General features: G+C 65.7%; 24 protein-coding genes. 15 read left to right on the forward strand and 9 right to left on the reverse strand.

Annotated elements, in window-relative coordinates:
• The first annotated feature begins 2 nt into the window (after positions 1–2).
• The 5 genes from ACUCV0_RS01055 (at position 3) to ACUCV0_RS01075 (ending at position 5596) form a co-directional block, all read left to right on the forward strand.
• The gene (locus ACUCV0_RS01055; RefSeq protein WP_059314005.1) at positions 3–563 is read left to right on the forward strand and encodes a response regulator transcription factor; all 561 of its coding nucleotides are present in this window, start codon (positions 3–5) and stop codon (positions 561–563) included.
• Positions 564–685: 122 nt separating this feature from the next.
• Positions 686–2419, forward strand: a complete 1734-nt coding sequence (locus ACUCV0_RS01060; protein ID WP_482211802.1) for an ABC transporter ATP-binding protein/permease — start codon at positions 686–688, stop codon at positions 2417–2419.
• 83 nt (positions 2420–2502) lie between these two features.
• On the forward strand, positions 2503–3255 hold the full coding sequence (locus tag ACUCV0_RS01065; RefSeq protein ID WP_174523129.1) for a FadR/GntR family transcriptional regulator: 753 nt from the start codon (positions 2503–2505) through the stop codon (positions 3253–3255).
• 133 nt (positions 3256–3388) lie between these two features.
• A complete protein-coding gene (gene kdgD, locus ACUCV0_RS01070) occupies positions 3389–4300 on the forward strand; it encodes a 5-dehydro-4-deoxyglucarate dehydratase (RefSeq protein ID WP_017642389.1) in 912 nt (303 codons plus the stop codon).
• A gap of 276 nt (positions 4301–4576) precedes the next feature.
• Entirely contained in the window at positions 4577–5596 is a 1020-nt protein-coding gene (locus tag ACUCV0_RS01075; protein ID WP_059314008.1) for an alginate lyase family protein, read from the forward strand.
• A 15-nt stretch (positions 5597–5611) separates the two neighbouring features.
• On the opposite strand, the gene ACUCV0_RS01080 is transcribed toward ACUCV0_RS01075, so the two are convergent.
• The 4 genes from ACUCV0_RS01080 to gatC all read right to left on the reverse strand — a co-directional run bounded on the left by ACUCV0_RS01080 (position 5612) and on the right by gatC (position 9310).
• A complete protein-coding gene (locus ACUCV0_RS01080; protein WP_271654189.1) occupies positions 5612–6010 on the reverse strand; it encodes a septal ring lytic transglycosylase RlpA family protein in 399 nt (132 codons plus the stop codon).
• A gap of 89 nt (positions 6011–6099) precedes the next feature.
• Positions 6100–7548 carry an Asp-tRNA(Asn)/Glu-tRNA(Gln) amidotransferase subunit GatB gene (gatB, locus tag ACUCV0_RS01085; RefSeq protein ID WP_323148912.1) on the reverse strand — a complete coding sequence of 483 codons (1449 nt, stop codon included), beginning with the start codon at positions 7546–7548 and terminating at the stop codon, positions 6100–6102.
• A gap of 14 nt (positions 7549–7562) precedes the next feature.
• Entirely contained in the window at positions 7563–9014 is a 1452-nt protein-coding gene (gatA, locus tag ACUCV0_RS01090) for an Asp-tRNA(Asn)/Glu-tRNA(Gln) amidotransferase subunit GatA (protein WP_059314011.1), read from the reverse strand.
• A gap of 8 nt (positions 9015–9022) precedes the next feature.
• Complete coding sequence (gene gatC / locus ACUCV0_RS01095) at positions 9023–9310, reverse strand: Asp-tRNA(Asn)/Glu-tRNA(Gln) amidotransferase subunit GatC (RefSeq protein WP_482211803.1); 288 nt, start codon at positions 9308–9310, stop codon at positions 9023–9025.
• A 231-nt stretch (positions 9311–9541) separates the two neighbouring features.
• Here gatC and mreB point away from each other — a divergent pair, with 231 nt between their 5' ends.
• The 8 genes from mreB (at position 9542) to tldD (ending at position 20983) form a co-directional block, all read left to right on the forward strand.
• Positions 9542–10585, forward strand: a complete 1044-nt coding sequence (gene mreB / locus ACUCV0_RS01100; protein WP_059314013.1) for a rod shape-determining protein MreB — start codon at positions 9542–9544, stop codon at positions 10583–10585.
• Positions 10586–10672: 87 nt separating this feature from the next.
• The gene (gene mreC / locus ACUCV0_RS01105; RefSeq protein WP_156428992.1) at positions 10673–11860 is read left to right on the forward strand and encodes a rod shape-determining protein MreC; all 1188 of its coding nucleotides are present in this window, start codon (positions 10673–10675) and stop codon (positions 11858–11860) included.
• Positions 11860–12348, forward strand: coding sequence for a rod shape-determining protein MreD (mreD, locus tag ACUCV0_RS01110; RefSeq protein WP_059314014.1), 489 nt, complete (start codon positions 11860–11862; stop codon positions 12346–12348). Before mreC ends, mreD begins: the two co-directional genes overlap by 1 nt.
• A 204-nt stretch (positions 12349–12552) precedes the next feature.
• Positions 12553–13161, forward strand: coding sequence for a Maf family protein (locus ACUCV0_RS01115; RefSeq protein ID WP_271654193.1), 609 nt, complete (start codon positions 12553–12555; stop codon positions 13159–13161).
• 55 nt (positions 13162–13216) lie between these two features.
• Positions 13217–14671 carry a ribonuclease G gene (gene rng / locus ACUCV0_RS01120; protein WP_059314016.1) on the forward strand — a complete coding sequence of 485 codons (1455 nt, stop codon included), beginning with the start codon at positions 13217–13219 and terminating at the stop codon, positions 14669–14671.
• Between the two features lie 12 nt (positions 14672–14683).
• Positions 14684–18514: a YhdP family protein gene (locus ACUCV0_RS01125; protein WP_482211804.1), complete on the forward strand. Its 3831-nt coding sequence runs from the start codon at positions 14684–14686 to the stop codon at positions 18512–18514.
• A 58-nt stretch (positions 18515–18572) separates the two neighbouring features.
• Positions 18573–19409, forward strand: coding sequence for a carbon-nitrogen hydrolase family protein (locus tag ACUCV0_RS01130; RefSeq protein ID WP_482211805.1), 837 nt, complete (start codon positions 18573–18575; stop codon positions 19407–19409).
• A gap of 128 nt (positions 19410–19537) precedes the next feature.
• Positions 19538–20983 (forward strand): metalloprotease TldD, encoded by a 1446-nt coding sequence (gene tldD / locus ACUCV0_RS01135; RefSeq protein ID WP_059314018.1) that lies wholly within the window; start codon positions 19538–19540, stop codon positions 20981–20983.
• A 35-nt stretch (positions 20984–21018) separates the two neighbouring features.
• Here tldD and yjgA read toward each other — a convergent pair whose 3' ends face one another.
• The gene (gene yjgA, locus ACUCV0_RS01140; protein ID WP_059314019.1) at positions 21019–21543 is read right to left on the reverse strand and encodes a ribosome biogenesis factor YjgA; all 525 of its coding nucleotides are present in this window, start codon (positions 21541–21543) and stop codon (positions 21019–21021) included.
• Between the two features lie 92 nt (positions 21544–21635).
• Here yjgA and pmbA point away from each other — a divergent pair, with 92 nt between their 5' ends.
• The gene (gene pmbA, locus ACUCV0_RS01145; protein ID WP_482211806.1) at positions 21636–22985 is read left to right on the forward strand and encodes a metalloprotease PmbA; all 1350 of its coding nucleotides are present in this window, start codon (positions 21636–21638) and stop codon (positions 22983–22985) included.
• A gap of 222 nt (positions 22986–23207) precedes the next feature.
• Positions 23208–23822 (forward strand): superoxide dismutase, encoded by a 615-nt coding sequence (locus tag ACUCV0_RS01150; protein ID WP_059314021.1) that lies wholly within the window; start codon positions 23208–23210, stop codon positions 23820–23822.
• Positions 23823–23891: 69 nt separating this feature from the next.
• On the opposite strand, the gene ACUCV0_RS01155 is transcribed toward ACUCV0_RS01150, so the two are convergent.
• Genes ACUCV0_RS01155 through hpf form a run of 4 tightly spaced genes read right to left on the reverse strand, consistent with a single transcriptional unit; the run spans position 23892 to position 25843 of the window.
• Positions 23892–24164: an HPr family phosphocarrier protein gene (locus ACUCV0_RS01155; protein ID WP_059314022.1), complete on the reverse strand. Its 273-nt coding sequence runs from the start codon at positions 24162–24164 to the stop codon at positions 23892–23894.
• 31 nt (positions 24165–24195) lie between these two features.
• Positions 24196–25050 carry an RNase adapter RapZ gene (gene rapZ, locus ACUCV0_RS01160; protein WP_059314023.1) on the reverse strand — a complete coding sequence of 285 codons (855 nt, stop codon included), beginning with the start codon at positions 25048–25050 and terminating at the stop codon, positions 24196–24198.
• A gap of 1 nt (position 25051) precedes the next feature.
• The gene (gene ptsN, locus ACUCV0_RS01165) at positions 25052–25516 is read right to left on the reverse strand and encodes a PTS IIA-like nitrogen regulatory protein PtsN (RefSeq protein WP_007159520.1); all 465 of its coding nucleotides are present in this window, start codon (positions 25514–25516) and stop codon (positions 25052–25054) included.
• Positions 25517–25534: 18 nt separating this feature from the next.
• Positions 25535–25843 (reverse strand): ribosome hibernation-promoting factor, HPF/YfiA family, encoded by a 309-nt coding sequence (gene hpf, locus ACUCV0_RS01170; RefSeq protein WP_007159519.1) that lies wholly within the window; start codon positions 25841–25843, stop codon positions 25535–25537.
• Position 25844: the final 1 nt, after the last annotated feature.

Below are 25844 nucleotides of genomic sequence, written 5' to 3' on the forward strand. Positions count from 1 at the left end.
CTATGACTGACGACCTCAACAGTGGTTTCGACGACCAGCCCCACATCCTGCTGGTGGACGATGACCCCACCTTCACCCGGGTCATGGCCCGGGCCATGGATCGCCGTGGTCTGCGGGTATCCATCGCCGACAGCGCCGAGGAAGGCCTGCAATTGGCCAAGGACGACCTGCCGGACTACGCGGTGCTCGACCTGAAGATGGAAGGCGACTCCGGCCTGGTGCTGCTGCCCAAGCTGTTGGAACTGCATCCGGAGATGCGCGTGGTCTTGCTGACCGGCTATTCCAGCATCGCCACCGCCGTGGAAGCCATCAAGCGCGGCGCCACCAACTACCTGTGCAAGCCGGCCGATGCCGACGATGTCCTGGCCGCCTTGCTCGCCCAGCACGCCGACCTCGACACCCTGGTGCCGGACAATCCCATGTCGGTGGACCGCCTGCAGTGGGAGCACATCCAGCGGGTGCTGGCCGAGCACGAAGGCAACATCTCGGCGACTGCCCGTGCCCTGGGCATGCACCGCCGGACCCTGCAGCGCAAGCTGCAGAAGCGCCCCGTACGCCGCTGAGCGAGCCTCATCGTCCACGGGCCGGGGGCGATGAGTGTTACATTGTTTCAGTCAGACTCCGTTCAGGAATCTCGGCATAGGCTGTGCAAGCGTCTCGTTGAGCAGTCCTTGAGAGTCCGAGCATGTCCGAATCCGCCGTACCCGTACCCTCCGTCTATGGAGCTTCCCGCGGGCATTTTCTTGCCCGTGTCTGGGCCCTGATCACCCCCTACTGGCGCAGTGAGGAGAAGGGCAAGGCCTGGCTTCTGCTGTCCGTGGTCATCGCCCTGTCCCTGGCCGGAGTAGGCCTGTCGGTAGCCCTCAATACCTGGTATCGCTATTTTTACGATGCCCTGCAGAATCGTGATCTCGCCGCCTTCATCCGCCTGATGCTGTATTTCTGCGGCCTGGCGACCACGGCCATCCTGCTGGCGGTGTACCGGCTGTACCTGACCCAGGCGCTGACCATCAACTGGCGCCGCTGGCTGACCGAAAAGCACTTCGGGCTCTGGCTGTCCGATCGCAACTACTATCATCTCGAACGCGAAGGCGGCGCGGACAACCCCGACCAGCGCCTCACCGAAGACATCCGCGACTTCGCCGAAACCACCCTGACCCTAGGACTTGGTTTCATCCGTACCGTGGTCAGCCTGGTGTCCTTCAGCGTCATCCTGTTCGGCATTTCCGGCGACATCACCCTGTTTGGCATCACCATTCCGGCCTACATGTTCTGGGCCGCGCTGATCTACGCCACCATCGGCACCTGGCTGACCCATCTCATCGGTCGACGGCTGATCGGCCTGTACAACCAGCAGCAGCGCTACGAAGCCGATCTGCGTTTCGGTCTGATCAGGGTTCGCGAGAAGGCCGAAAGCGTGGCCTTGTTCCGTGGCGAGGCCAACGAGCAGCAACGCCTGCTGGAGCGTTTCGGCTATGTCTGGGGCAACTACCACCTGCTGATGAACTACACCAAGCGCCTGACCTTCTTTACCGCCGGCTACAGCCAGATCGCCATCGTTGCCGGCTTCGTGCTGGCGGCGCCGCGCTATTTCTCGGGCAAGATCCAGCTGGGCGACCTGATGCAGATCAACTCGGCCTTCGGCAACGTTCAGGAAAGTCTCAGCTGGTTCGTCGACGCCTACGTCAGCCTGGCATCCTGGCGCGCCATCTCCGATCGCCTGCTCACCTTCCGCGAAACCATGGCCGAACTGGGCCAGGAATCCGAAGTGCTGGTGCCGCGTACCGGCGACCAGGACCTGCTGCTGGAGAGCCTTACCCTGAGCGCCGCCGGCCGGCTGCTGCTACACCCCACCGATCTGCGCATCGCCCGTGGCGAGCACCTGCTGATCGAAGGCGCCTCGGGCAGCGGCAAGAGCACCCTGCTGCGCGCCCTGGCCGGACTCTGGCGGCAGGGGCAGGGCGATATCGCCGTGCCGGCCGGACGCCAGCTCTTCCTGCCACAGCAACCCTATCTGCCCATCGGCTCCCTGCGCGAGGCGCTGGCCTATCCGCAAGCCGCCGATGCCTACTCCGACGCACGTCTGACGGAGGTGTTGCAACTGTGCCGCCTGGAGCACCTTCTTGAGCATCTGGACGAAACCTGTCATTGGGAGCGGACCCTGTCGCCCGGCGAGCAGCAGCGGGTGGCCCTGGCGCGGGCGCTGCTCTATGCCCCCGAGTGGCTGTTCCTCGACGAGGCCAGCTCGGCGCTGAACGAGGCGGACGAGCGCCTTCTCTATGAGCGGCTGCTGGCCGAGAATCCTGGCCTTACCTTGGTCAGCGTCGGGCACCGGCCCAGCCTGAGGGCCTACCACCGTCGCCATTTGCTGCTGGAGGACCAAGAGCTGCGCCCTAGAGCGGTAGTGGACGTGTCTTGATATGGACCGAGCGGTCTAAATAGGGCGTTTGGGAGGAGGTGGGTGCTATGATTCCAGAGTCCCTTCAATCGGTACGAGAATCCATGTCAGCCCCCACCGTATCCCGCCCCCGAAAAAGACCCCGTAGCCTGGCAGAAGAGGTCGTCGCGGTGCTGATCCAGCAGATCGGCGATGGCCAGTTTCAGCCAGGCGACAAGCTCCCCACGGAATCGGCCATCATGCAGGCCCAAGGCGTGAGCCGCACCGTGGTACGCGAGGCCATCTCCCGACTGCAGGCCGGCGGCTATGTGGAGACCCGTCACGGCATAGGCACCTTCGTGCTGGAGCGACGCCCCGAGTCGCCGCTGCCAATCGATCTGGCGACCATCACCACCCTCAAGGACGTCCTGGCAATGCTCGAATTGCGCATCAGCCTGGAAGTCGAGGCAGCCGGCCTCGCGGCCCAACGTCGTTCCGCCGAGCAATTGCAGACGATGTGGACCTTGCTGGAAAACATGCGCACCGGTGTCGAGCAGCCCGACCGCGCGGTAAGCGCCGACCTGGAGTTGCACCTGTTGATCGCCAGCTCCACCGGCAATCGCTATTTCAGCGACATCATGGGTTACCTCGGCACGGTGCTGATTCCCCGTACCCGACTCAATTCCGCCTATCTCGCCCACGATGACCAGCAGCGCTACCAGAGCCGGCTGGACGCCGAGCATGAAGCCATCGTCCAGGCCATCGAAGACGGTGATCTGGAGGCGGCTCGTTCGGCCATGCGTCTGCACCTGAGCAACAGTCGCGAGCGCCTGAGACGCGCTCATGAAGAGATGGAGCGTCAGGCGGAAGGGGCGTGAAACCAGGCATTAATCTGGCGATACGCATTTTCATGGTAGGGGCTTGCCCCTTCCACAAGAGAGGTTGTACGATGACTTACAACAGGTAGCGGACGCGCCGCACCTCAGTCCAACCTACGCCGAGGCACTCAAGATGACTCCACAAGAACTCAAACACGTCCTCTCTTCCGGTCTGCTGTCCTTCCCGCTGACCGACTTCGATGCCAATGGCGACTTCCGTCCCGATACCTATGCCAAGCGCCTGGAGTGGCTGGCCCCCTACGGCGCTACCGCGCTGTTCGCGGCTGGCGGCACTGGTGAATTCTTCTCGCTGGAAGCCAGCGAATACAGCGGCATCATCAAGACCGCCGTGGACACCTGCCAGGGCAGCGTGCCGATTCTCGCTGGCGTCGGCGGCTCCACTCGCCAGGCCATCGCCTATGCCCAGGAAGCCGAGCGCCTGGGTGCCAAGGGTCTGTTGCTGCTGCCGCACTACCTGACCGAAGCCAGTCAGGACGGCGTCGCCGCCCATGTCGAGGCCGTCTGCAAATCGGTCAAGATCGGCGTAGTGGTCTACAATCGCAACGTCTGCCGCCTGCAGCCCCATCATCTGGAGCAGCTGGCCGAGCGTTGCCCTAACCTGATCGGCTACAAGGACGGCCTGGGTGACATCGAGCTGATGGTCGCCATCCGCCGCCGTCTGGGTGATCGCTTCAGCTACCTGGGCGGTCTGCCCACCGCCGAAGTCTATGCCGCCGCCTACAAGGCGCTGGGCGTACCGGTCTATTCGTCGGCCGTATTCAACTTCGTGCCCAAGACCGCCGTGCAGTTCTACGAAGCCATCGCCCGTGACGACCACGAGGCTGTCGGCAAGCTGATCGACGACTTCTTCCTGCCGTACCTGGAGATCCGCAACCGCTGCGCCGGTTACGCCGTGAGCATCGTCAAGGCGGGCGCCAAGATCGCCGGTTACGATGCCGGTCCCGTACGCACCCCGCTGACCGATCTCAAGCAGGACGAGTACGAGCAGCTGGCTGCACTGATGGACAAGCTCGGCCCGCAGTAAGGTCCAGCGCCTGAGAGGGCTATCAAGCACCTCTCCTCAGTTGCTTGCCCGCGACCAGTTGTCTGGTCGCGGGCTTTTTTCTGTCCGCGTCTCAAGGCGCTGGTAGAGCGCTCAAGGCCCTGAGGCGGCGAGGCTCGCCTGGCTTAAGGCGATCCTAAGGGCGGGTGGGCAGACTGGATTGCACGCCGCGCCTGGGTCGCGAAGCCGTTAGGGTAGGGGAGCTGGTGCCTTGGTGCAGGCGCTTCTTGAGCAACGTCCAGCCAGAGGGTCCCTGTCATGAGTGCCGCCCTGCTGTTTATCGCCCTCGCCGCGACACCCGGGCATGCGACCTGCCTGGCCGCCAAGCCGCCCTCGGCCGCTGCGCTGACGCGGTCGGTCGGCAACCCTCCAGCTCCCACGCCTCAGGCGCTGCCGATCATCCATACCGCGGGGACGCTGCCTCATACGGGCATCCACGATCAGTCCACGGCGGCCGTGCGCGATTTCGGCTATATGCTCGACTTGGCGCTGGCCTGGCGAGATAACCACGATGCCGCGGCCCTGGCGCGGCTGGCAGGCTATCTCGATGCCTGGATACCGCTATATCGGCCCAGCTTCCAACCCATCGACGAGACCAACCTGGGCATGCTCATCGCGGCCTATCGGTTGACCGCGACGAACCTTCCGGCGCCAACGGCCCGGCGCACCCGCGCCTTCATCGAGGCACTGGCTCAGGGGTATCTGCAGCAAATGGAGGCGCACCGCGGCGAAGACCGGGGCGTCTGGAGCAACAACTGGCAGAGCCACAGGATCAAGCTGGTGACCCTGGCGGCCAGCGCCCTGGATGACCGGGCACTGTTTGCCCGGGCGCGGGCGGCCTTCGTCACCCAGCTGGCGGTTAACATCAAACCCGATGGCGAGGTGCTCGACTTCAGCGAGCGCGATGCCTTGCACTATGTCGTCTACGATCTCGAACCGCTGGTGCTGGCTGCCGCAGTGGCCCGGGGGCGTGGCGAGGACTGGCTACGGCTGCCGGGCCGTGAAGGGCAGACCCTGGCCGCGGCGCTCGACTGGCTGCTGCCCTATGCGCAAGGCCAGCGCAGTCATGAAGAATTCCGCCATACGACGGTGCGCTTCGATGTGCAGCGGGCCGAGGCCGGGCTGCCAGGCTATGCGGGGGTCTGGGATCCGAAAGGCGCCAGGACGCTGTACTGGTCGGCCAGTCTGCTTGACCCGCGCTACGTAGCCATCGCCCAGAAGCTTGCTGCCGCGCCACCGCGGATGCTGTGGGCCTATGCCCCGGCCTGTCAGGGCTAGCCCGACCTGAGAGTCTCAGTCCAGGCTGCGGATGCTGACCCTGGAGGTCCCGTCGGCCACCATATCGAGCCGATCGGCCGCGCTGCGCGACAGGTCGATCACCCGCCGGCGCACCGTCGGGCCGCGATCATTGATGCGGACCACCACGCTGCGACCGTTGGCTAGGTTGGTGACCTGGACGCGGGTACCGAAAGGCAGGGTGCGATGGGCGGCGGTCAGGGCGTTGGGGTCGTACTTCTCGCCGCTGGCGGTACGGCGGCCGGCGTGCCACTTGGAGTAGAAGGACGCCATGCCGGTGTCCTGATAGTCATGGGCCGCGCTGGAGGACAGCGGTGGCGGGAAGCTCTCATGACTGGCGCAACCGGCGAACAGCAGGACCAGCGACAGCAGTCCAACGCGGTGGATCCGATGCATCTCGATGCCTCCTGGCAAAACGACCGGCAGCAGCTTAAGGGCTCGAACCGAGGCTGTCAGCCCCGGTCCGTTACCCCGTGCAACTGCCGTCAGCCTTCCAGTTTCTGCTTGAGCAACTGGTTGACCTGGCCGGGGTTGGCCTTGCCCTTGGAAGCCTTCATCGCTTGGCCGACGAAGAAGCCGAACATCTTGCCGCGCTTGGCTTCGTCGCTGGCGCGGTATTGCTCGACCTGGGCGGCATTGGCGGCCAGGACCTCGTCCAGCATGGCCTCGATGGCGCCGCTGTCGGTGACCTGCTTGAGGCCCTTGGCTTCGATGATGGCATCGGCGCTCTCGCCTTCGCCGGCGGCCAGGGCTTCGAACACCATCTTGGCGATCTTGCCGGAGATGGTGTCGTCCTTGATGCGCAGGATCAGGCCGCCCAGCTGGGCCGCGCTCACCGGTGCCTGGCCGATCTCCAGGTCCTGCTTGTTGAGCAGGCTGGACAGGTCGCCCATCACCCAGTTGGCGGCCAGCTTGGCATCGCCGCTCACCCGCTGGACTTCCTCGAAGTAGTCGGCCAGCTCGCGGCTGGCGGACAACACGCTGGCGTCATAGACCGACAGGCCGTACTCACGCTGGAAGCGGTCGCGCTTTTCGGTCGGCAGCTCAGGCAACTGGCTGCGCACCTCGGCGAGGAAGGCTGGCTCGATCACGACCGGCAGCAGGTCGGGGCAGGGGAAGTAACGGTAGTCGTTGGCTTCTTCCTTGCTCCGCATGGAGCGGGTCTCGTCCTTGTTGGGATCGTACAGGCGGGTTTCCTGCACCACCTTGCCACCGTCCTCGATGAGTTCGATCTGGCGCTGAACCTCGTGGTTGATGGCCTTCTCGATGAAGCGAAAGGAGTTGACGTTCTTGATCTCGGCGCGGGTGCCGAAGGCTTCCTGACCCTTGGGGCGCACCGAGACGTTGCAGTCGCAACGCAGCGAGCCCTCGGCCATGTTGCCGTCGCAGATACCCAGGTAGCGCACCAGGGCGTGGATGGCCTTGACGTAGGCCACGGCTTCCTTGGCGCTGCGGATGTCCGGCTCGGAGACGATCTCCAGCAGGGGGGTGCCGGCGCGGTTCAGGTCGATGCCGCTCATGCCGTGGAAGTCTTCGTGCAGGCTCTTGCCGGCGTCCTCTTCCAGGTGCGCGCGGGTGATGCCGATACGCTTGACGGTGCCGTCTTCCAGGGTGATGTCCAGATGGCCCTTGCCGACGATGGGATGATCCATCTGGCTGGTCTGGTAGCCCTTGGGCAGGTCCGGGTAGAAGTAGTTCTTGCGCGCGAAGACGTTGCGCTCGGCGATCTCGGCATCGATGGCCAGACCGAACTTGCAGGCCATGCGCACGGCCTCGGCGTTGAGCACCGGCAGGGTGCCGGGCATGCCCAGGTCGACCAGGCTGGCGTGGGCGTTGGGCTCGGCGCCGAAGCTGGTGGCGCTGCCGGAGAAAATCTTCGATTGGGTGCTGAGCTGAGCGTGGATCTCAAGCCCGATCACGGTTTCCCATTGCATGTCTCTATCCTTCCTCAGAAGCCGCTCGGCGCCTGGCGATGCCAGTCGCTGACCTGCTGGTACTGGTGGGCGACGTTGAGTAGACGGCCTTCCTGGAAATAGTTGCCGAGCAGTTGCACGCCCACCGGCAGGCCATCGACGAAGCCGGCCGGCATCGACAGGCCGGGGATGCCGGCGAGGTTGGCGGTGATGGTGTAGATGTCTTCGAGATAGGCGGAGACCGGGTCACCACCCTTTTCGCCGAGCTTCCAGGCCAGGTTCGGCGTGGTCGGGCCGAGGATGACGTCGACCTCGGCGAAGGCCGCGACAAAGTCGTTCTTGATCAGCCGGCGGATGCGCTGCGCCTTGAGGTAATAGGCGTCGTAGTAGCCAGCCGACAGGGCGTAGGTGCCGACCATGATGCGGCGCTTCACCTCGGCGCCGAAGCCTTCACCACGGGATCTCTTGTAGAGATCTTCCAGGTTGACCGGATTTTCGCAGCGATAGCCGAAGCGCACGCCGTCGAAGCGCGACAGGTTGGAGCTGGCCTCGGCCGGGGCGATGACGTAGTAGGCCGGGATGGCGTGCTGCAGGTTGGGCAGGGAAATGTCCTTGACGGTGGCACCGAGCTTCTTCAGCTCCTCGACCACGGCCAGTACCTTCTCACCGATGCGGGCATCGAGACCGGCGCCGAAGTATTCCCTTGGCAGGCCGATGCGCAGGCCGGTCAGCGGCTGCTGCAGGGCGGCACGGTAGTCGTCCACCGGCTGGTCGACGCTGGTGGAATCCTTGGGGTCGAAGCCGGCCATGGCCTGCAAGAGCAGGGCGCAGTCTTCGGCGGTGCGTGCCAGCGGACCGCCCTGGTCGAGGCTGGAGGCGTAGGCGATCATGCCCCAGCGCGAGACACGGCCATAGGTAGGCTTGATGCCGGTGAGGTTGGTCAGGGCCGCCGGCTGGCGGATCGAGCCGCCGGTGTCGGTGCCGGTGGCAGCCGGCAACAGCCGCGCGGCCACGGCAGCGGCGGAGCCGCCGGAAGAGCCGCCAGGCACCCGGGTGACGTCCCAGGGATTCTTCACCGGGCCGTAATGGCTGGATTCGTTGGCCGAACCCATGGCGAATTCGTCCATGTTCAGCTTGCCGAGGGAGACGGTGCCGGCCGCGGCCAGCCTCTCCACCACGGTGGCGTCGTAGGGTGCCTTGAAGCCAGTGAGGATCTTCGAGCCGCAGCTGGTCAGCACGCCCTGGGTGCAGAACAGGTCCTTGTGGGCGAGGGGCGCGCCCAGCAGGGCGCCCGTCTCGCCGGCGGCGCGGCGGGCATCGGCAGCGCGCGCCTGTTCCAAGGCCTGCTCGGCGGTCACGGTGATGAAACTGTTGAGCTGGGGATCGAGCTGCTCGATCCGCTGCAGCAGCTCGCCGGTCAGTTCTTCGGCGGAAAAGTCCTTCGCGGCCAGGGCGGCGGCGATCTCGGTCAGGGTCAGCTGATGCATGTCGTGTCTCACTCGATCACCTTGGGAACCAGGTACAGCCCGGCTTCCACGGCCGGGGCGATGGCCTGGTAGGTCGCGCGCCGGTCGCCTTCGGTAGCCTGGTCGGGCCGCAGGCGCTGGGTGGCTTCCAGCGGGTGGGCAAGGGGGGTGATGTCCGCGGTGTCCACGGCCTGCATCTGGTCGACGAGGCCGAGGATGTCGTTGAGGGTAGCGGTGGTAGCGGCGAGATCCGCCTCGTCGAGACCCAGGCGGGCCAGGTGAGCGATCTTTTCGACGTCGGTGCGTTCGAGCGCCATCGGCTTCTCCAAGCAGGAAGGCGGCGTGACCCAGTTGGCGGCCGCGTATGCTGGAGACGGGCTGGCGGGTCGGGCGCCGCGTTGAACGGGGGCTTAACGGCCCGGAAAAGCTCTCAATCTAGCATATCGGCGCCTTGCCCTAAATCCCCGCGATTGTTAGAGTCTGCCGCACTTTTTTACCCGCACGTTTGTCCTGTCGCGTGCCTGCTTGTCACCGCCTAGGGTCACCTCATGTTCAAGAAATTGCGTGGCATGTTCTCCAGCGATCTGTCGATCGACCTGGGGACCGCCAACACTCTGATTTACGTCCGCGAGCGCGGCATCGTGCTGAACGAGCCGTCGGTGGTCGCCATCCGCACCCACGGCAGTAGCAACCAGAAAAGCGTGGTCGCCGTCGGTACCGACGCCAAGCGCATGCTGGGTCGCACCCCGGGCAACATTGCCGCCATCCGTCCGATGAAGGACGGCGTCATTGCCGACTTCAGCGTCTGCGAAAAGATGTTGCAATACTTTATCAACAAGGTGCACGAGAACAGCTTCCTGCAGCCCAGTCCGCGGGTGCTGATCTGCGTGCCCTGCAAGTCGACCCAGGTCGAGCGCCGCGCCATCCGTGAATCCGCGCTCGGCGCGGGTGCCCGTGAGGTGTTCCTGATCGAGGAGCCGATGGCCGCAGCCATTGGCGCCGGTCTGCCGGTCGAGGAAGCCCATGGTTCCATGGTCGTCGACATCGGTGGTGGCACCACCGAGATCGCGCTGATCTCCCTTAACGGTGTGGTCTATGCCGAGTCCGTCCGCGTCGGCGGTGATCGCTTCGACGAAGCCATCGTCACCTACGTGCGCCGCAACTACGGCAGCCTGATCGGCGAATCCACCGCCGAGCGCATCAAGCAGGAAATCGGTACCGCCTACCCGGGCGGCGAGGTCCGTGAGATCGATGTCCGGGGTCGCAACCTGGCCGAAGGCGTCCCGCGCAGCTTCACCCTCAATTCCAACGAGGTGCTTGAAGCCATGCAGGAATCCCTGGCGACCATCGTCCAGGCGGTCAAGAGCTGCCTGGAGCAGTCACCGCCGGAGCTGGCGTCCGACATCGCCGAGCGTGGCCTGGTGCTCACCGGTGGTGGCGCTCTGCTGCGCGACCTGGACAAGCTGCTGGCGCTGGAAACCGGCCTGCCGGTGATCGTCGCCGAAGATCCGCTGACCTGCGTGGCCCGGGGCGGCGGCAAGGCGCTGGAAATGATGGATCGCCACGCCATGGACCTGCTGTCCACCGAATAAGGCAGTTCCAGGCTACAGGCCCCGCTCCGGTCGCCCCAGGCTACCGGAGTGCCGGGCGCGTTCTGCGAGGAACTCACCATCAAGCCGATTTTCAGCAAAGGCCCAGCGCTGGGCATTCGTCTGCTGATCCTGGCCGCCCTTTCGGTGGGTGTCATGGTCACCGACGCGCGTTTCGACTATCTGAAGCCGGTGCGCAGCGAACTGGCGCTGGTACTCTCGCCCCTCTATCAGGTGGCGGGCTTTCCCGTGCGCGCCTGGGAAGTTGTCAGCGACCAGTTTTCCAGCCGTACCGAGTTGATGGCGGAAAACGAAAGACTCAAGGCCGAGCAGCTCCTGCTGCAACGGCGACTGCAGAAGCTGGCCGCGCTCACCGAACAGAACGTACGCCTGCGCGAGCTGCTCAATTCCGCCGCCCTGGTGGACGACAAGGTGCTGGTCGGTGAGCTGATCGGCGTCGATCCCAATCCCTATACCCATCGCATCATCATCGACAAGGGCGCGAAGGACGGTGTCTTCGTCGGCCAACCGGTGCTCGACGCCAGTGGCCTGATGGGGCAGGTGGTGGAGGTGATGCCCTATTCGGCGCGCGTCCTGCTGCTGACCGACGTGACCCACAGCATTCCGGTGCAAGTCAATCGCAACGGCTTGCGCGCCATTGCCGCCGGCACCGGTAACCCCGAGCGCCTGGAGCTGCGCTATGTGGCCGATACCGCCGACATCAAGGAAGGCGACCTGCTGGTGAGCTCCGGGTTGGGGCAGCGTTTCCCGGCCGGTTATCCGGTGGCCACGGTGTCCAAGGTGATCCACGACTCGGGGCAACCCTTCGCCGTGGTGCGCGCCATTCCTACCGCCAAGCTCAATCGCAGTCGCTACATGCTGCTGGTGTTCAGCGATACCCGTACCCCGGAGCAACGGGCCAACGATGCCGCCGAGGCCCAGGAGGCGGCGGATCGCCATGCCGCCCAGCGCCCGGCCGCCGCCGCGAATCCGGCCCCCGCCGGAGCCTCCGCCGCGCAGCCGCCAGCTCCTGCTACGCCAGCGCCGAGCGCCGCCGCCAGCAGTCGCGCCGCGACCCCGACCAAGCCTCCGGCGACCCAGGGTAACACTGGGGCTCATCCGGCCACGCCGACCAAGCCACCTGCGGGTGCGAATGGCGCCGCGGCGCATCCTGCCACGCCAGCCAGGTCGCCCGCCCAACCGGCCACGACCGGTACCCAGGCACCACGTCGGGCCCAGCAGCCAGCCGCGGAATTGCCCGACGAGGGTGATCGTTGATGGCGCTGCGCATCGGCCATAACGGGTGGGTGATCTGGCTCACCCTGCTGGTCGGGCTGCTGCTCTCCATCGTGCCCATGCCGGAATTCATGGAGATCGGTCGGCCGCTGTGGCTGGCCATGCTGCTGACCTTCTGGACCCTGGCCCTGCCGCACCGCGTCGGGCTGCTCACCGCCTGGGTGATGGGCATCGCCGAGGACGTGCTCTATGGCAGCCTGCTGGGGCAGACCGCCCTGGTGCTGAGCCTGGTCGTCTTCCTGGTCCGCTCCCTGGCGCAGCGGCTGCGCGCCTTTCCCGTCTGGCAACAGAGTTTCGTGCTGCTGGTGGTCTACGGTATCGCCCAGCTGCTGGCGCTGTGGCTCAACGCCCTGGCCGGCAGCCGGCCACCGACCCTGGTGTTTCTCACCCCCTCGCTGGTCAGCGCGCTGCTCTGGCCGTGGATCTATCTGCTGCTGCGCGGGCTGCGCCTCAGATTTGGTGTCACCTGAGGCGGTCTGAACCACCGCTGGGCGCAGGCAAGGCAGGCAAGACTCTCTGAGGACACGGCGTTTACCAGTGATGAACGAGCCTTCCGAAGGGATGTTCAACGCCGCATGACCGAGCGCAGGCTCTTTTCCCGCAAAGCCTAAGCTGGTTTCACCGGCGATGGGCTGGCATTCTCCCGTCATCCCCTCGTCATCTGGTTGTTGTCGATGCCTCAGCTCTATCTCGCCTCCGCCTCGCCACGGCGTGCCGAACTGCTCGAACAGATCGGCGTCGCCTTCCAGAAAGTCGCCGCGACGGTGGACGAAACCCCTCATCCGGGGGAGGCGGCGGACGCCTATGTCGAGCGCCTGGCCCGGGCCAAGGCGGCCATGGGCCGGCAAGTACTGGCCGGCGCCTCCGATGGCTGTGTCCTGGGCGCCGACACCTGCGTGGTGCTCGATGACCAACTGCTCGGCAAGCCCCGCGATCGCGCCGAGGCGCTGGCCATGCTCAACGCTTTGGGTGGTCGACGGCATCGGGTGGTGACCGGCGTCGCCGTGGCCGATGGCGAGCGCTGTCTGAGTCGCGTGGTCGCTGCGGAGGTGGAGTTTCGTCCCCTGGCCCCCGGTGAAGCCGAACGCTACTGGGACACCGGCGAGCCGGCCGACAAGGCCGGCAGCTATGCCATCCAGGGTGCCGGTGCGGTCTTCGTTCGCGGACTGCAAGGCAGCTACAGCGCCGTCGTAGGGCTGCCGCTGTGCGAAACCGCGGAACTGCTGAGCGCTTTCGCCATCCCTTGTTGGCGGCCTGTCGGACGGCCGACCGCTCAGTCTTGAGGTCCCTGGTATCCCGGTCCTCATTCCGCCCTTCCACGTCGTCCAAGAGTCCTCCATGAGCGAAGAGATCCTCATCAACATCACTCCCATGGAGTCCCGTGTCGCCGTCGTGGAAAACGGTGTGCTGCAGGAGGTGCACGTCGAGCGCACGTTGCGTCGCGGCATCGTCGGCAACATCTATCGCGGCCGGGTAGTGCGGGTACTGCCGGGCATGCAGGCGGCCTTCATCGACATCGGCCTGGCCCGTGCGGCCTTCATCCACGCCGCCGAGATATCCCAGCGTGAAGGGGCGGCGGTGGAGAGCATCAGCGCGCTGGTGCGCGAGGGCCAGACGCTGGTGGTGCAGGTCACCAAGGACCCCATCGGCACCAAGGGCGCGCGCCTTACCACCCATCTGTCGATTCCCTCGCGCTATCTGGTCTATATGCCGCGTACCTCCCATGTCGGCATCTCGCTGAAGATCGAGGACGAAGCCGAACGCGAGCGCCTCAAGGCGATCATGGCGCGCTGCGTGGAAAGCGAGGGCATCGAGCACGAGGGCGGTTTCATCCTGCGCACCGCCGCCGAGGCGGCGCGCGAGGAAGACATCCTGGCCGACATCCGCTATCTGCGCCGCCTCTGGCAGCAGATCTCCAGCAATCTGCAGGGACCGACGCCGGCGCCCATCTATGAAGACCTGACCCTGGCCCTGCGTGCCCTGCGCGATCTGGTCGGGCCGCGTACGGAAAAGATCCGCGTCGACAGCCGCGAGAACTTCCAGCGCATCGGTCAGTTCGTCGAGGAGTTGATGCCCGAGGTCGCGGCGCGGCTGGAGCATTATCCGGGCGAGCGGCCGATCTTCGATCTGTATGGCGTGGAAGACGAGATCCAGAAGGCCCTGGAGCGCAAGGTACTGCTCAAGTCCGGCGGCTATCTGGTGATAGATCCCACCGAGGCGATGACCACCATCGACGTCAATACCGGCGCCTTCGTCGGCCATCGCAATCTGGAAGAGACCATCTTCAAGACCAACCTGGAGGCCGCTACCGCCATTGCCCGTCAGCTGCGGCTGCGCAATCTCGGCGGCATCATCATCATCGATTTCATCGACATGGAAGACGAGGAGCATCAGCGCCAGGTGATCCGTACCCTGGAAAAGCAGCTCGAACGCGACCATGCCAAGACCAATATCATCGGCATCACCGAGCTGGGCCTCCTGCAGATGACCCGCAAGCGCACCCGCGAGAGCCTGTCCCAGGTGCTCTGCGAACCCTGCGGCAATTGTCAGGGACGCGGCATCCTGCGCACCGCCGAGACCATTTGCTACGAGATCTTTCGTGAAATCCTGCGCGAGGCGCGGGCCTACCAGGCCAATTCCTATCTGGTGCTGGCCAATCAGAAGGTGGTGGATCGGCTGCTGGATGAGGAGTCGGGCAATGTCGCCGATCTCGAAGCCTTCATCGGCCGCACCGTCAAGTTCCAGGTGGAGACCATGTATTCCCAGGAGCAGTACGATGTCGTGCTGCTCTAGGTTCGTGCCTTGATGTCCCTGCTCAAACGCGGCGCGCTTGGCTTGGCGCTGCTACTGCTGGCCCTGGTGACCCTCTATATGGGCCTGGGGCGGCTGCTCATGCCCTGGGTCGGCGAATACCGCAGCGAGGTTGAGGGACGGGCTACCGCCGCGTTGGGCGAGCCGGTGCGCCTGGGCCGACTCGAAGGACGCTGGGCCACCTGGAATCCGGTGCTGATCCTGCGCGATCTGAGCCTGGGGCGCGGCGAAAGCAGCGTACAGCTGGATCATCTCAAGGTGGTGCCGGATGTGCTCGGCAGTCTCTGGCATCGCCAGCTGCGGCTCAAGTCGGTGCAGATCGATGGCGTCCATCTGGTCCTGGAGGAGGATGCCCAGGGCCACTGGCAATTGCGCGGCCTGCCGCCGCGGGCGCCGGACGCCAAGCCCTTCGATCCGGGTCCGCTGCTCGATGCCCTGGCGCGCCTGGGCCATGCCAGCCTGCTGGACAGCCAGCTCAGTCTGATCCCCCAGCAGGGTTCCCCGGTGACCCTCAGGTATGCCGAGGCCAGCCTGTCCCGGCAGTTGAACGGTGCCCTGGAACTGGCAACGCGTTTCCGACTGCCCGATGGCGGCACGGTGGCGGCGCATTTCATCGCCAGGCCACGGCCCGAGGACTGGCGCGCCAGTGGGCTGGAAGGCTATGTCAGCCTGCCCGCCAGCGACTGGTCCCGCTGGATCCCGGGAACCCTCACCCGGCAATGGCAATTGCGCCGTGCCCAGGCGGAAGGCGAGCTCTGGTTCGCCTGGGCCGAAGGGCGGTTGCAGCGTTCCCATCTGCGCCTGAAGGCGGATGAGCTGACGCTCGCCTATGCCGATCACCCCCCGGTGCGGCTGCAGGCCCTGGCGCTGGACAGCGACCAGCAGGCCGACGCTGCCGGCCAGTACAGCGGAGCGCTGGCGCTCAAGGCGCAGCTCGACGGCAAGCCGCTTGAAGCGCGCTACGCCCTGGCCTACGACAGCACCGCCCAGCACCTGCAGGTACGTAGCGACCAGCTGGATCTCAAGCAGGCTGCCCAGCTGGCGCGGGACATGGCACCCTTGCCGGCGCCTGTCGCCCAGGCCGTGCAGGCCTTGGCGCCCCATGGTCAGCTGCGCAATCTCAACGCCGACTTCTATCCGCAGAAGCCCCTGCGCGAGCGGCTCTCCTATGCAGCCAACCTGGAGCGGGTGGGCGTTTCCGCCTATCGGGGGGCGCCTGCCGTCGAGGGTGTCACCGGCAGCCTGAGCGGCAGTCTGGGCGGCGGCGAATTGCGCCTGGACACCAGCGACTTCATGCTGCACCTGAGTGACCTCTTTCCCGAGCCCTGGCGCTATCGCACCGCCAAGGCGCGATTGACCTGGAGCCTCGACGATCAGCGCTTCACCCTTGGCAGTGCCCTGATGCAGGTCACTGGGCCGGAGGGTGCGGCCAGTGGCGACATGCACATCCAGCTCGGTCTGCACCCCGAGGTGGACAGCTACATGGACCTGCGTGTCGGCCTCAAGGACGGCGACGCGAGCTACACCCGCAAGTACCTGCCCACCAAGCTGCCGGCGACGGACTTCAGTCCGGAACTGGCCCAGTGGCTGACCACCGCCATCGTCGGCGGCCGGATCGACGAGGCCATCTACCAGTACCAGGGCTCCCTGCGCCATGGCTCGCCTCCGCACTCGCGCACCATGAGTCTGTTCTTCCGGGTGCACGATGCTCAGCTGGCCTATCAGCCCGGCTGGCCCGCGCTGCGCGAAGCCCGGGGTGATGTCTTCATCGAGAGCGATGGGGTCAAGGTTCAGGTACCCGAGGGGCGCATCCTCGACACCCGGGTCAGGGACGTCGAGGCCCGTATCCCGTTGCTGCACGATGGCAGCGCGCCGCACCTGCGTCTTACCGCACGACTCGACAGCAGCGTGCGCGACGGCCTGAAGATCCTCCAGGACACGCCGCTACCGACCGCTAAGGTCTTCGCCGGCTGGAAGGGGGAGGGGGCGCTCAACAACAGCAGCCTGAATCTGGACATTCCCCTGGCCAAGGGACAGCCACCCGTCGTGGTGGTCGAGCTGACGCCGGACAAGGCGCGCCTGGAGCTGGCGGATCCCCAGCTGACTCTCACCGACCTGCGCGGCACCTTCCGCTACGACACTCGTAGCGGCCTCAGTGCACCCGACATCCAGGCGCGTGTCTTCGATCAACCCATTCGCGGTCAGGCCCTGGCCGAAGGCAAGGTCAACGAGCCCCGTACCCGCCTGGTAGTGGACGGCCGTGTGGACGTGGACCAGCTGGCACGCTGGCTGGGCAGCGAGGGGCGACCCCTTCCGGCGCGGGGCCTGCTTGGCTATCGCCTCGGTCTGACCCTTGCCGAGCACAGCGAGCTGGCCGTTACCTCCGACCTGCGCGGGGTAGCCATCGATCTGCCGGCGCCCTTCGGCAAAAGCGCGGAGCAGAGCCGTGAGGCCTTCTTCAGCCTGGCGCTCAACGAGGGTGAGCGCCGGGTGGAAGCGACCTACAAGGGGCTTGCCGACGCCGTGCTGATGCTCGATCCCAAGGCCATGGACAAGGGGCGCGGCGAGATCGTGCTGGGTGGCGGGACCGCCAATCTGCCCACCACGGCCGGTTACGACCTGCGCGGCCAACTCGCGGAGTTCGATCTGGCGGCCTGGCAGGACGTCTATCAGCGTTATGGCAAGGCCAGCGGCAGTGGCGGGGCGGGGCAGGGGGGCGGCAACGCGGTCGATATCTCCAGCCTCGGACGCGGCGATCTCAGCTTCGGGCGCTTTCTGGCGTTCGGCCAGGAAATCGACAACCTGCGCCTCACCTACGCGCCCCAGGGCAATGCCTGGCAACTGGGACTGGCCAGCCAGACTGTAGCTGGCCAAGTGCGTATCCCCCGGCAGACTGGCCAGCCGATCGACATCAACCTGCAGCACCTGCGCATTCCCCAGACCCCGGCAGATCCCTCGGTGGAAAGCGACGCGCCCCGTCCCGATCCGCTGGCTGACGTCGATCCGCGCACCCTGCCAGCGCTGAATCTGGTCATCGACCGTTTCGAACTGGGTGGGCGCCTGGTCGGTGCCCAGCGCCTGCAGCTCAGGCCGTCGCCATCCGGCGCCAACTTCAATGCCCTGGATCTCGACCTGCGCGGCCTCAAGGTCATGGGCTCCCTGCGTTGGGAAGGAGCGCCGGGTGCGACCCACAGTTATTACCAGGGACGTCTGTCCGGCGGCAACATCGCCGACATCCTGCTGGGCTGGAATTTCGCCTCCAGCGTGACCAGTCGCGATTTCCGGCTGGATGCCCGGGTCGACTGGCCCGGCTCGCCTGCCCATGTCGCCCTGGCGCGGCTCAATGGCAATCTCGATGCGCGCTTCAACGATGGCCAGTTGCGCCAGGTGGAAGGAACGGCTTCGGCGCTGCGTATCTTCGGCCTGCTCAACTTCGAATCCATCCGCCGCCGCCTGCGGCTTGACTTCTCCGATCTGTTCGGCAAGGGCTTGAGCTACGACAGCATTACTGGGGTACTCGACGCCCAGCAGGGCGCCTTCCGTACCCGCAAGCCCATCAGTCTGAGCGGGCCGGGTGCCGAGATGAGTCTGCAGGGCCTGCTGGACATGGCCAGCAATCGCATCGACGCCAACCTCAAGGTCGGGCTGCCGGTCAGCAACTCCCTGCCGCTGGCCGCGCTGATCGCCGGGGCGCCGGCCATCGGCGGCGCGCTGTTCATCGTCGATCGGCTGATTGGCGACCGCATCACCCGCATGGCCAGCATCAACTACCACATCGAAGGCCCCTGGCAGAATCCGACCATGACCACGGGCAAGCGCGATTGAGCGTTGCCCTGCGGCCACGCCACTGCTTAGGATGGGCGATCCCTTCTGGAGTGCCTGCATGTCCATAGCCATCCTGCAGATGGTCAGCGGCCCCGCAGTGGCGGCCAACCTGCACGCCGCCGAGCGGCTGCTCGAAAGTGCCGCCAACGCCGGTGCGCAACTGGCGGTGCTGCCGGAAAACTTCGTCGCCATCGGGCATCCGGCCCCCGCCGAACTGGCCCGGGCGGAGGCGTTCGGCGAGGGGGAGATCCTGCCCTGGCTGTCCAGCCGGGCGCGCGAGCTGGGCCTCTGGCTGCTGGCCGGCACCTTGCCGCTGCTGCCCGACGGCGCCACCGAGGGCAAGCCCTGCGCCTGTTCGCTGCTGTTCGACGACCAGGGTCGCCGCGTCGCCCGCTATGACAAGCTGCATCTCTTCGATGCCGACGTCAGCGACAGCCAGGGCAGCTATCGCGAATCCGATCACTATGCCGCCGGTGAGACCCTCACGGTGGTGGATACCCCGGTCGGCCGCCTGGGCCTGACCGTCTGTTACGACCTGCGCTTTCCCGAACTCTATGGCGCCCTGCGCGCTGCCGGTGCGGAGCTGATCAGCGCCCCATCGGCCTTTACCGTGCCGACCGGCCACGCCCACTGGGAGTTGCTGCTGCGCGCCCGGGCGGTGGAGACCCAGAGCTATCTGCTGGGCGCCGCCCAGGGCGGTGTCCACGCCAATGGCCGCACGACCTGGGGCCACGCCATGGCCGTGGATCCCTGGGGCGAGGTGCTTGCCGTCCAGGCCCACGGCGAGGCGGTCCTGCTCATCGAGCGCGATGCCGAGCGCCAGGCCCAGTTGCGCCAGCGAATGCCCGTCACCCAGCACCGCCGCTTCGCACCGGCGCGCCTGGCTGGCCACTAGGAGCCGAACGGCAATGGCGCCCATTGGTCATTTGCATCAGGGATCAGTCACTTCCGCGAGTAGGCTAGAGGCCACCTCGCGCCCCTTTCATCGTTCCGACGCCCGGGGTGGCGTCGTCTGGAGTTTCCATGAGTGATTACCTGAATAGCGTCGGCGCGGCCCTGCTGGGGCCGGGCGGACTCGCGCTGGACGATCTGCAGCCCGTGCTGCAGCGCCTGGCCGGCCCCGGCATCGACGCCGCGGACCTGTACTTCCAGAGCATCGTCTCCGAGTCCTGGCTGCTGGAAGACGGCATCGTCAAGGAAGGCGGTTTCCACCTCGACCAAGGCGTCGGGGTGCGGGCGCTGTCCGGCGAGAAGACCGGCTTCGCCTACAGCAACGCCATCACCGGCGAGGCGCTGGATCTCGCCGCCCAGGCCGCGCGCTCCATCTCCCGCAGTGGCGTCGAGGGCCAGGTCCAGGCATTTCGTGCGGTGGAACCCGCGCAGCGCCTCTATGGCCAGGACAACCCCCTCGATGTGCTGGATCGCGCGACCAAGGTGACCTTCCTGCAGCAACTGGACGAGGCCACCCGGGCCTTGGATCCGCGCATCCAGCAGGTCACCATCAGCCTGGCCGGCGTCTGGGAGCGCACCCTGGTGGCCGCGGTCGACGGCACCCTCGCCGCCGACGTGCGCCCGCTGGTGCGCCTGGGCGTCAGCGTCATCGTCGAGCAGAACGGTCGTCGCGAGCGCGGCAACAGCGGTGGCGGTGGCCGTTGCGACTACCGCTATTTCCAGAGCGACGACCGCGCCCTGGGCTATGCCCGCGAAGCGGTCCGCCAGGCGCTGGTCAATCTGGAAGCCACGGCGGCCCCGGCCGGTACCCTGCCGGTAGTGCTGGGCGCCGGCTGGTCCGGCGTGCTCCTGCACGAAGCGGTCGGCCATGGTCTGGAAGGCGACTTCAACCGCAAGGGCAGCTCCAACTACAGCGGTCAGCTTGGCCGACAGGTAGCCTCGTCGCTGTGCACCATCGTCGACGACGGCACCCTGCCGGATCGCCGTGGCTCCCTGTCCATTGACGATGAGGGTACCCCCAGCGGCTACAACGTGCTGATCGAGAACGGCATCCTCAAGGGCTACATGCAGGACAAGCTCAACGCCCGGCTGATGGGGGTGGCCCCCACCGGCAATGGCCGGCGCGAGTCCTATGCCCACCTGCCCATGCCGCGCATGACCAACACCTACATGCTCGCCGGCCAGAGCGATCCGGCCGAGATCATCGCCTCGGTGGAGAAGGGCATCTATTGCGCCAGCCTGGGCGGCGGTCAGGTGGACATCACCAGTGGCAAGTTCGTCTTCACCACCAACGAGGCCTACCTGATCGAGAACGGCAAGCTCGGTCGCCCGGTGAAGGGCGCCACCCTGATCGGCAATGGTCCCGAGGTCATGAACCGGGTATCCATGGTCGGCAACGACCTGGCGCTGGATGCGGGGGTAGGGACCTGCGGCAAGGATGGCCAGTCATTGCCGGTGGGCGTGGGTCAGCCGACCCTGAAGATCGACGCCATCACCGTGGGCGGCACCGGCGCCTGATGCCGGCACCGGCTGTGGCCGTAGCGGACAGAAACCTAGCGCAGACCGCGCTGGGTTTCGTCGAGGGTGCGGATGTACTTGAAGACCTTGCGCGCCGCCGCGGGCGGCTTGTTGTGCGCGGCCTCGTGCTGGGCATGGCGCACCAGGCCGCGCAGGTGCTGGCGGTCGGTTTCCGGATACAGCGCCACGAAGGCTTCCAGCGCCTGGTCGCCCTCGGCGATCAGGCGATCGCGCCAGCGCTCGAGGGCATGGAAGCGCTCGTTGTACTGCCGCGTCGAGCTGTCCATCTGGTCGACCAGCGCCAGAATGGCCTCCAGATCCTGGTCACGCATCAGCTTACCCAGGTACTGGACATGCCTTTTGCGCGCGATATGCGTCTTGTGCTTGGGCGCCTCGGCCAGGGCCTTGCGCAGCGGATCGGTCAGGGGCAGGCGGTCCAGCTGCTCAGCCGGCAACCCGGCCAGGCGTTCGCCCAGCTCCTGCAGCGCGTGCAGCTCACGCTTGACCTGTGTCTTGCTCTTTTCGCCCAGCGGCGCGTCGTCGTCGTAAGAATCAACCATGAACTATGGGGTCCAGCTAAGAATGGGCGCCATCATAACGAGTTGCCGCACGGTTGTCCGGCCTGGCCGGCGCCGTCCGTAAGGAGAACGTCATGAATCGCAACGCCGCCGTGGGTCCCGCCGCGCTACCCGAATTGCGCGAACAGGTCGAAGCCATCCTGGCCGAGGCCCGTCGCCAGGGCGCCAGTGCCGGTGAAGTGGCCGTCTCGATCGACCAGGGGCTGTCCACCTCGGTCCGCAAGGGTGAGGTGGAAACGGTCGAGTTCAATCGCGACCAGGGCTTTGGCATCACCCTCTATGCCGGTCAGCGCAAGGGCTCGGCCAGTACCTCCGCTACCGGCCCCGAGGCGATCCGCGAGACCGTGGCCGCGGCCCTGGCCATCGCCAAGCACACCTCCGAGGATCCCTGTGCCGGCCTCGCCGACGCCGAGCTGATGGCACGTGGCGAGCTGCCCGATCTCGACCTCTATCATCCCTGGGACATCACCCCGGAGCAGGCCATCGAGCAGGCCCTGGCCTGTGAAGCCGCCGCCTATGCCGCCGACAGCCGCATCGGCAATGCCGAAGGTACCACCCTCAATACCCACCAGAGCTGCCGGGTCTACGGCAACAGCCACGGTTTCGTCGGCGGCTACGCCAGCACCCGCCACAGCCTGAGCTGCGTGATGATCGCCGGCAGCGGCGAGGCCATGCAGCGCGACTACTATTACGACGTCAACCGCCTCGGCAGCGAACTGATGAGCGCCGAGGAAATCGGTCGGCGCGCCACTGAACGCGCCGTGAGCCGTCTGGGCGCCAGGCCGGTGCCCACCGCCAAGGTTCCAGTGCTCTTCTCCCCGGAAATGGCCGCCGGCCTGTTCGGCACCTTCCTCGCTGCCATTTCCGGCGGCAACCTCTATCGCAAGTCGTCCTTTCTTGAAGGCGCCCTCGGGCAGCAGGTGTTTCCCGACTGGCTGACCCTGGATGAACGGCCGCACGTGCCGCGCGCCCTGGGCAGTGCCGCCTTCGATGGTGAAGGCCTGGCCACCTACGCCAAGCCCTTCGTGGAGAACGGCCAGCTGGTGTCCTATGTGCTCGGCAGCTATTCCGCGCGTAAGCTGGGTATGCAGAGCACCGCCAATGCCGGTGGCGTGCACAACCTGCATGTCAGTCATGGCACGGCCGACCAGGCCGAGTTGATCCGGCAGATGGGCACAGGCTTCCTGGTCACGGAAATGATGGGGCAGGGTACCAACCTGGTCACCGGCGACTACTCCCGGGGCGCCGGTGGTTTCTGGATCGAGAATGGCGAGATCCAGTTTCCGGTCCAGGAGGTCACCATCGCCGGTCGCCTCGGTGACATGTTCCGCCAGATCCTGGCCGTGGGCAGCGACGTGGAACGCCGCGGCAGCCTGCGCACCGGCTCGGTGCTGATCGACGGCATGACCCTGGCGGGTAGCTAGAAAAGATGCCGGAAGTGTCGCGGTGAGGAAAATCCCGTCGAACGGGAGACAGCCCACCCCGTTAGTCGTTAGTATCCTAGCAATGCACTAGGACATAGCCGTGCGGTCGAATTCCGTGACCGGACGGCCCAGATTCAGACGGTGCGCCGTGGCGCACCAGCCGTACTCCCCGCTGCCCCAGGGCAGTGGGTCCATACCAAAACCACCATGGAGACATTCCGCATGCCGCATACTCTGCCTCAGCTGCCCTACGCCTACGACGCGCTGGAACCGCACGTCGATGCCCAGACCATGGAAATCCACCACACCAAGCACCACCAGACCTACATCAACAACCTGAACGCTGCGCTGGAAGGCACCGAGTTCGCCAATTTGTCGGCCGAAGAAGTGGTTCGTCAGCTGGACAAGCTGCCCCAGGACAAGCGCGGTGCCGTGCAGAACAACGGTGGCGGCCATGCCAACCACAGCCTGTTCTGGACCGTGATGGCCCCCAATGCCGGCGGCAAGCCCGAAGGCGCCCTGGCTGAAGCCATCGAGTCCCAGCTGGGCGGCTTCGATGCCTTCAAGGAGGCCTTCACCAAGGCTGCCCTGACCCGCTTCGGCAGCGGCTGGGCCTGGCTGAGCGTCACCCCCGAGAAGAAGCTGGTGGTCGAGAGCACCGGCAACCAGGACAGCCCGCTGATGACCGGCAATACCCCGATCCTCGGCCTGGACGTCTGGGAGCACGCCTACTACCTGCGCTACCAGAACCGTCGTCCCGAATACATCGGTGCCTTCTTCAACGTCATCAACTGGCCGGAAGTGTCCCGTCGCTACGAAGCGGCGCTGAACGCCTGAGTTGACGTCCAATAAAAAAAGCCGCCCTCGGGCGGCTTTTTTTATTGGACGAAGCTGGAGCAGGGCCGATCACTCACCCTCGTCGAAGTAGTTGTTGATCAGTTCGATCAGGGCGCGCATGGCCTCGTCGCTCTGCTCACCCTCGGTTTCCAGTTGCAGCACCGTGCCCTTGCCGGCGGCCAGCATCATGACCGCCATGATGCTCTTGCCATCGACTGGCGGCTCGCCACTGCGGCCTACGCGGACGCTGGCAGGATAACGGCCGGCCACGCCGACGAACTTGGCGGCCGCGCGGGCGTGCAGGCCCAGCTTGTTGATGATGGTGATCTGTTGGGCAGGCATTGAGTCTGTCCTTGTCGAAACAAAACGGGCGTCAGAGATCGCGATGGCGGATCTGAACGTTCTTGAGCAGGTCTTTGAGTTCGCGACCCAGGCGGTCGGCCAGGTAGACCGAACGGTGATGACCGCCGGTACAGCCAATGGCCACGGTCACATAGGACCTGTTGTTGGCCGCGAAGCGCGGCAGCCACTTCACCAGGTAATCGCGGATGTCATTGTACAGGGTCTCTACCTCGGGCTGTTGCTCGAGATAATCGCGCACCTGGGCATCGAGTCCGGAAAAGTCGCGCAGGTCCGGTTTCCAGTAGGGATTGGGCAGGAAACGTACATCGAAGACCATGTCCGCATCCACCGGCAGGCCCCGCTTGAAGCCGAAGGATTCCACCAGGTAGGCGGTGCCGGGCTCGGGCGCGTTCAGCAGACGCAACTTGAGGATGTCACGCAGCTGATAGAGATTCAGGTGAGTGGTGTCGATCTTAAGATCGGACAGATCGGCGATGGGCGACAGCAGCACCTGCTCATCGTGGATGGCCTCGGCCAGCGATCTTTCCTGATTGGACAGCGGATGCCGGCGGCGCGTCTCGGAAAAGCGCTTGAGCAAGGTCTGGTCATCGGCGTCCAGATAGAGGATGTCGCAGCGGATGTTGCGGCTGCGCACCTGTTCGAGCAATTCGGGAAAGCGCTGCAGCTGGCTGGGCAGATTGCGTGCATCGATGGACAGGGCGACCTTGGGCTGAGGTCGTTCCATGTCGGTGAGGGCGTGCTGGGCCAGTTCGGGCAGAAGGCTGGCCGGCAGGTTGTCGATGCAGTAGAAGCCATTGTCCTCAAGCACGTTGAGCGCCGTACTCTTGCCCGACCCGGAACGTCCGCTCACGATGATGAGGTGCATGTCAGTGTCCGCTCTGGGCCTCGACGACGATCTGATAGAGCGCCTGGCTGTCCTTGGCCTTGCGTAGCCGTTCGCGGATGTCCGCGCGGTCCAGGATGCCGGCGATCTGGCGCAGCAGGGTCAGGTGCTGTTCGGTAGCGGCTTCGGGTACCAGCAGCACGAACACCAGGTCTACCGGTGCGCCATCCAGGGAGTCGAAGTCCACGGGTTGCTGCAGGTGGAAGAGGACGCATAGCGGCTGTTGCAGGCCCGCCAGGCGACAGTGGGGAATGGCGATGCCATTGCCGAAGCCAGTGGAGCCCAGGCGCTCGCGCGCCATCAGGCATTCATGGATGTGCGCCGCGTCATGGCCAGGCAATTCCTGCGCGGCCAGTTCGGCGATACGTTCCAGTACGGCGGCTTTGCTGCCACCCGGCGCACCCGTCTGGGTGCGGCCGGGGGTCAGAATATTTTCGAGTCTGATCATAAAGCGGCGATCGAAACCTCAGCGGACGCCGACGCCCTGCTGGCGTTCGATCGATTTTTCCTTGTGTTTAATCAGTTGGCGGTCGAGCTTGTCGGCCAGGAGATCAATGGCGGCATACATGTCATCATGCTCGGCGTTGGCGACCACCGCGGCGCCAGCGACGTGCAGGGTGGCTTCGGCTTTCTGCTTGAGCTTGTCCACTTCCAGAATGACCTGGACGTTGGTAATACGGTCGAAGTGCCGTTCGAGGCGGGCGAGTTTCTCGCCGATGTAGTCACGCAGGGCTTCTGTCACTTCAAGCTGATGGCCACTGATGTTGACTTGCATA

It is taken from the genome of Pseudomonas sp. VMV1 (genome assembly GCF_056790235.1).

Excerpts from the sequence above, each read along its gene's own strand:
- ACUCV0_RS01055 (WP_059314005.1), top strand. The coding sequence starts at position 3 with ATGACTGACGACCTCAACAGTGGTTTCGACGACCAGCCCCACATCCTG.
- ACUCV0_RS01060 (WP_482211802.1), top strand. The coding sequence starts at position 686 with ATGTCCGAATCCGCCGTACCCGTACCCTCCGTCTATGGAGCTTCCCGC.
- ACUCV0_RS01065 (WP_174523129.1), top strand. The coding sequence starts at position 2,503 with ATGTCAGCCCCCACCGTATCCCGCCCCCGAAAAAGACCCCGTAGCCTG.
- kdgD (WP_017642389.1), top strand. The coding sequence starts at position 3,389 with ATGACTCCACAAGAACTCAAACACGTCCTCTCTTCCGGTCTGCTGTCC.
- ACUCV0_RS01075 (WP_059314008.1), top strand. The coding sequence starts at position 4,577 with ATGAGTGCCGCCCTGCTGTTTATCGCCCTCGCCGCGACACCCGGGCAT.
- ACUCV0_RS01080 (WP_271654189.1), bottom strand. The coding sequence starts at position 6,010 with ATGCATCGGATCCACCGCGTTGGACTGCTGTCGCTGGTCCTGCTGTTC.
- gatB (WP_323148912.1), bottom strand. The coding sequence starts at position 7,548 with ATGCAATGGGAAACCGTGATCGGGCTTGAGATCCACGCTCAGCTCAGC.
- gatA (WP_059314011.1), bottom strand. The coding sequence starts at position 9,014 with ATGCATCAGCTGACCCTGACCGAGATCGCCGCCGCCCTGGCCGCGAAG.
- gatC (WP_482211803.1), bottom strand. The coding sequence starts at position 9,310 with ATGGCGCTCGAACGCACCGACGTCGAAAAGATCGCTCACCTGGCCCGC.
- mreB (WP_059314013.1), top strand. The coding sequence starts at position 9,542 with ATGTTCAAGAAATTGCGTGGCATGTTCTCCAGCGATCTGTCGATCGAC.
- mreD (WP_059314014.1), top strand. The coding sequence starts at position 11,860 with ATGGCGCTGCGCATCGGCCATAACGGGTGGGTGATCTGGCTCACCCTG.
- ACUCV0_RS01115 (WP_271654193.1), top strand. The coding sequence starts at position 12,553 with ATGCCTCAGCTCTATCTCGCCTCCGCCTCGCCACGGCGTGCCGAACTG.
- rng (WP_059314016.1), top strand. The coding sequence starts at position 13,217 with ATGAGCGAAGAGATCCTCATCAACATCACTCCCATGGAGTCCCGTGTC.
- ACUCV0_RS01125 (WP_482211804.1), top strand. The coding sequence starts at position 14,684 with ATGTCCCTGCTCAAACGCGGCGCGCTTGGCTTGGCGCTGCTACTGCTG.
- ACUCV0_RS01130 (WP_482211805.1), top strand. The coding sequence starts at position 18,573 with ATGTCCATAGCCATCCTGCAGATGGTCAGCGGCCCCGCAGTGGCGGCC.
- tldD (WP_059314018.1), top strand. The coding sequence starts at position 19,538 with ATGAGTGATTACCTGAATAGCGTCGGCGCGGCCCTGCTGGGGCCGGGC.
- yjgA (WP_059314019.1), bottom strand. The coding sequence starts at position 21,543 with ATGGTTGATTCTTACGACGACGACGCGCCGCTGGGCGAAAAGAGCAAG.
- pmbA (WP_482211806.1), top strand. The coding sequence starts at position 21,636 with ATGAATCGCAACGCCGCCGTGGGTCCCGCCGCGCTACCCGAATTGCGC.
- ACUCV0_RS01150 (WP_059314021.1), top strand. The coding sequence starts at position 23,208 with ATGCCGCATACTCTGCCTCAGCTGCCCTACGCCTACGACGCGCTGGAA.
- ACUCV0_RS01155 (WP_059314022.1), bottom strand. The coding sequence starts at position 24,164 with ATGCCTGCCCAACAGATCACCATCATCAACAAGCTGGGCCTGCACGCC.
- rapZ (WP_059314023.1), bottom strand. The coding sequence starts at position 25,050 with ATGCACCTCATCATCGTGAGCGGACGTTCCGGGTCGGGCAAGAGTACG.
- ptsN (WP_007159520.1), bottom strand. The coding sequence starts at position 25,516 with ATGATCAGACTCGAAAATATTCTGACCCCCGGCCGCACCCAGACGGGT.
- hpf (WP_007159519.1), bottom strand. The coding sequence starts at position 25,843 with ATGCAAGTCAACATCAGTGGCCATCAGCTTGAAGTGACAGAAGCCCTG.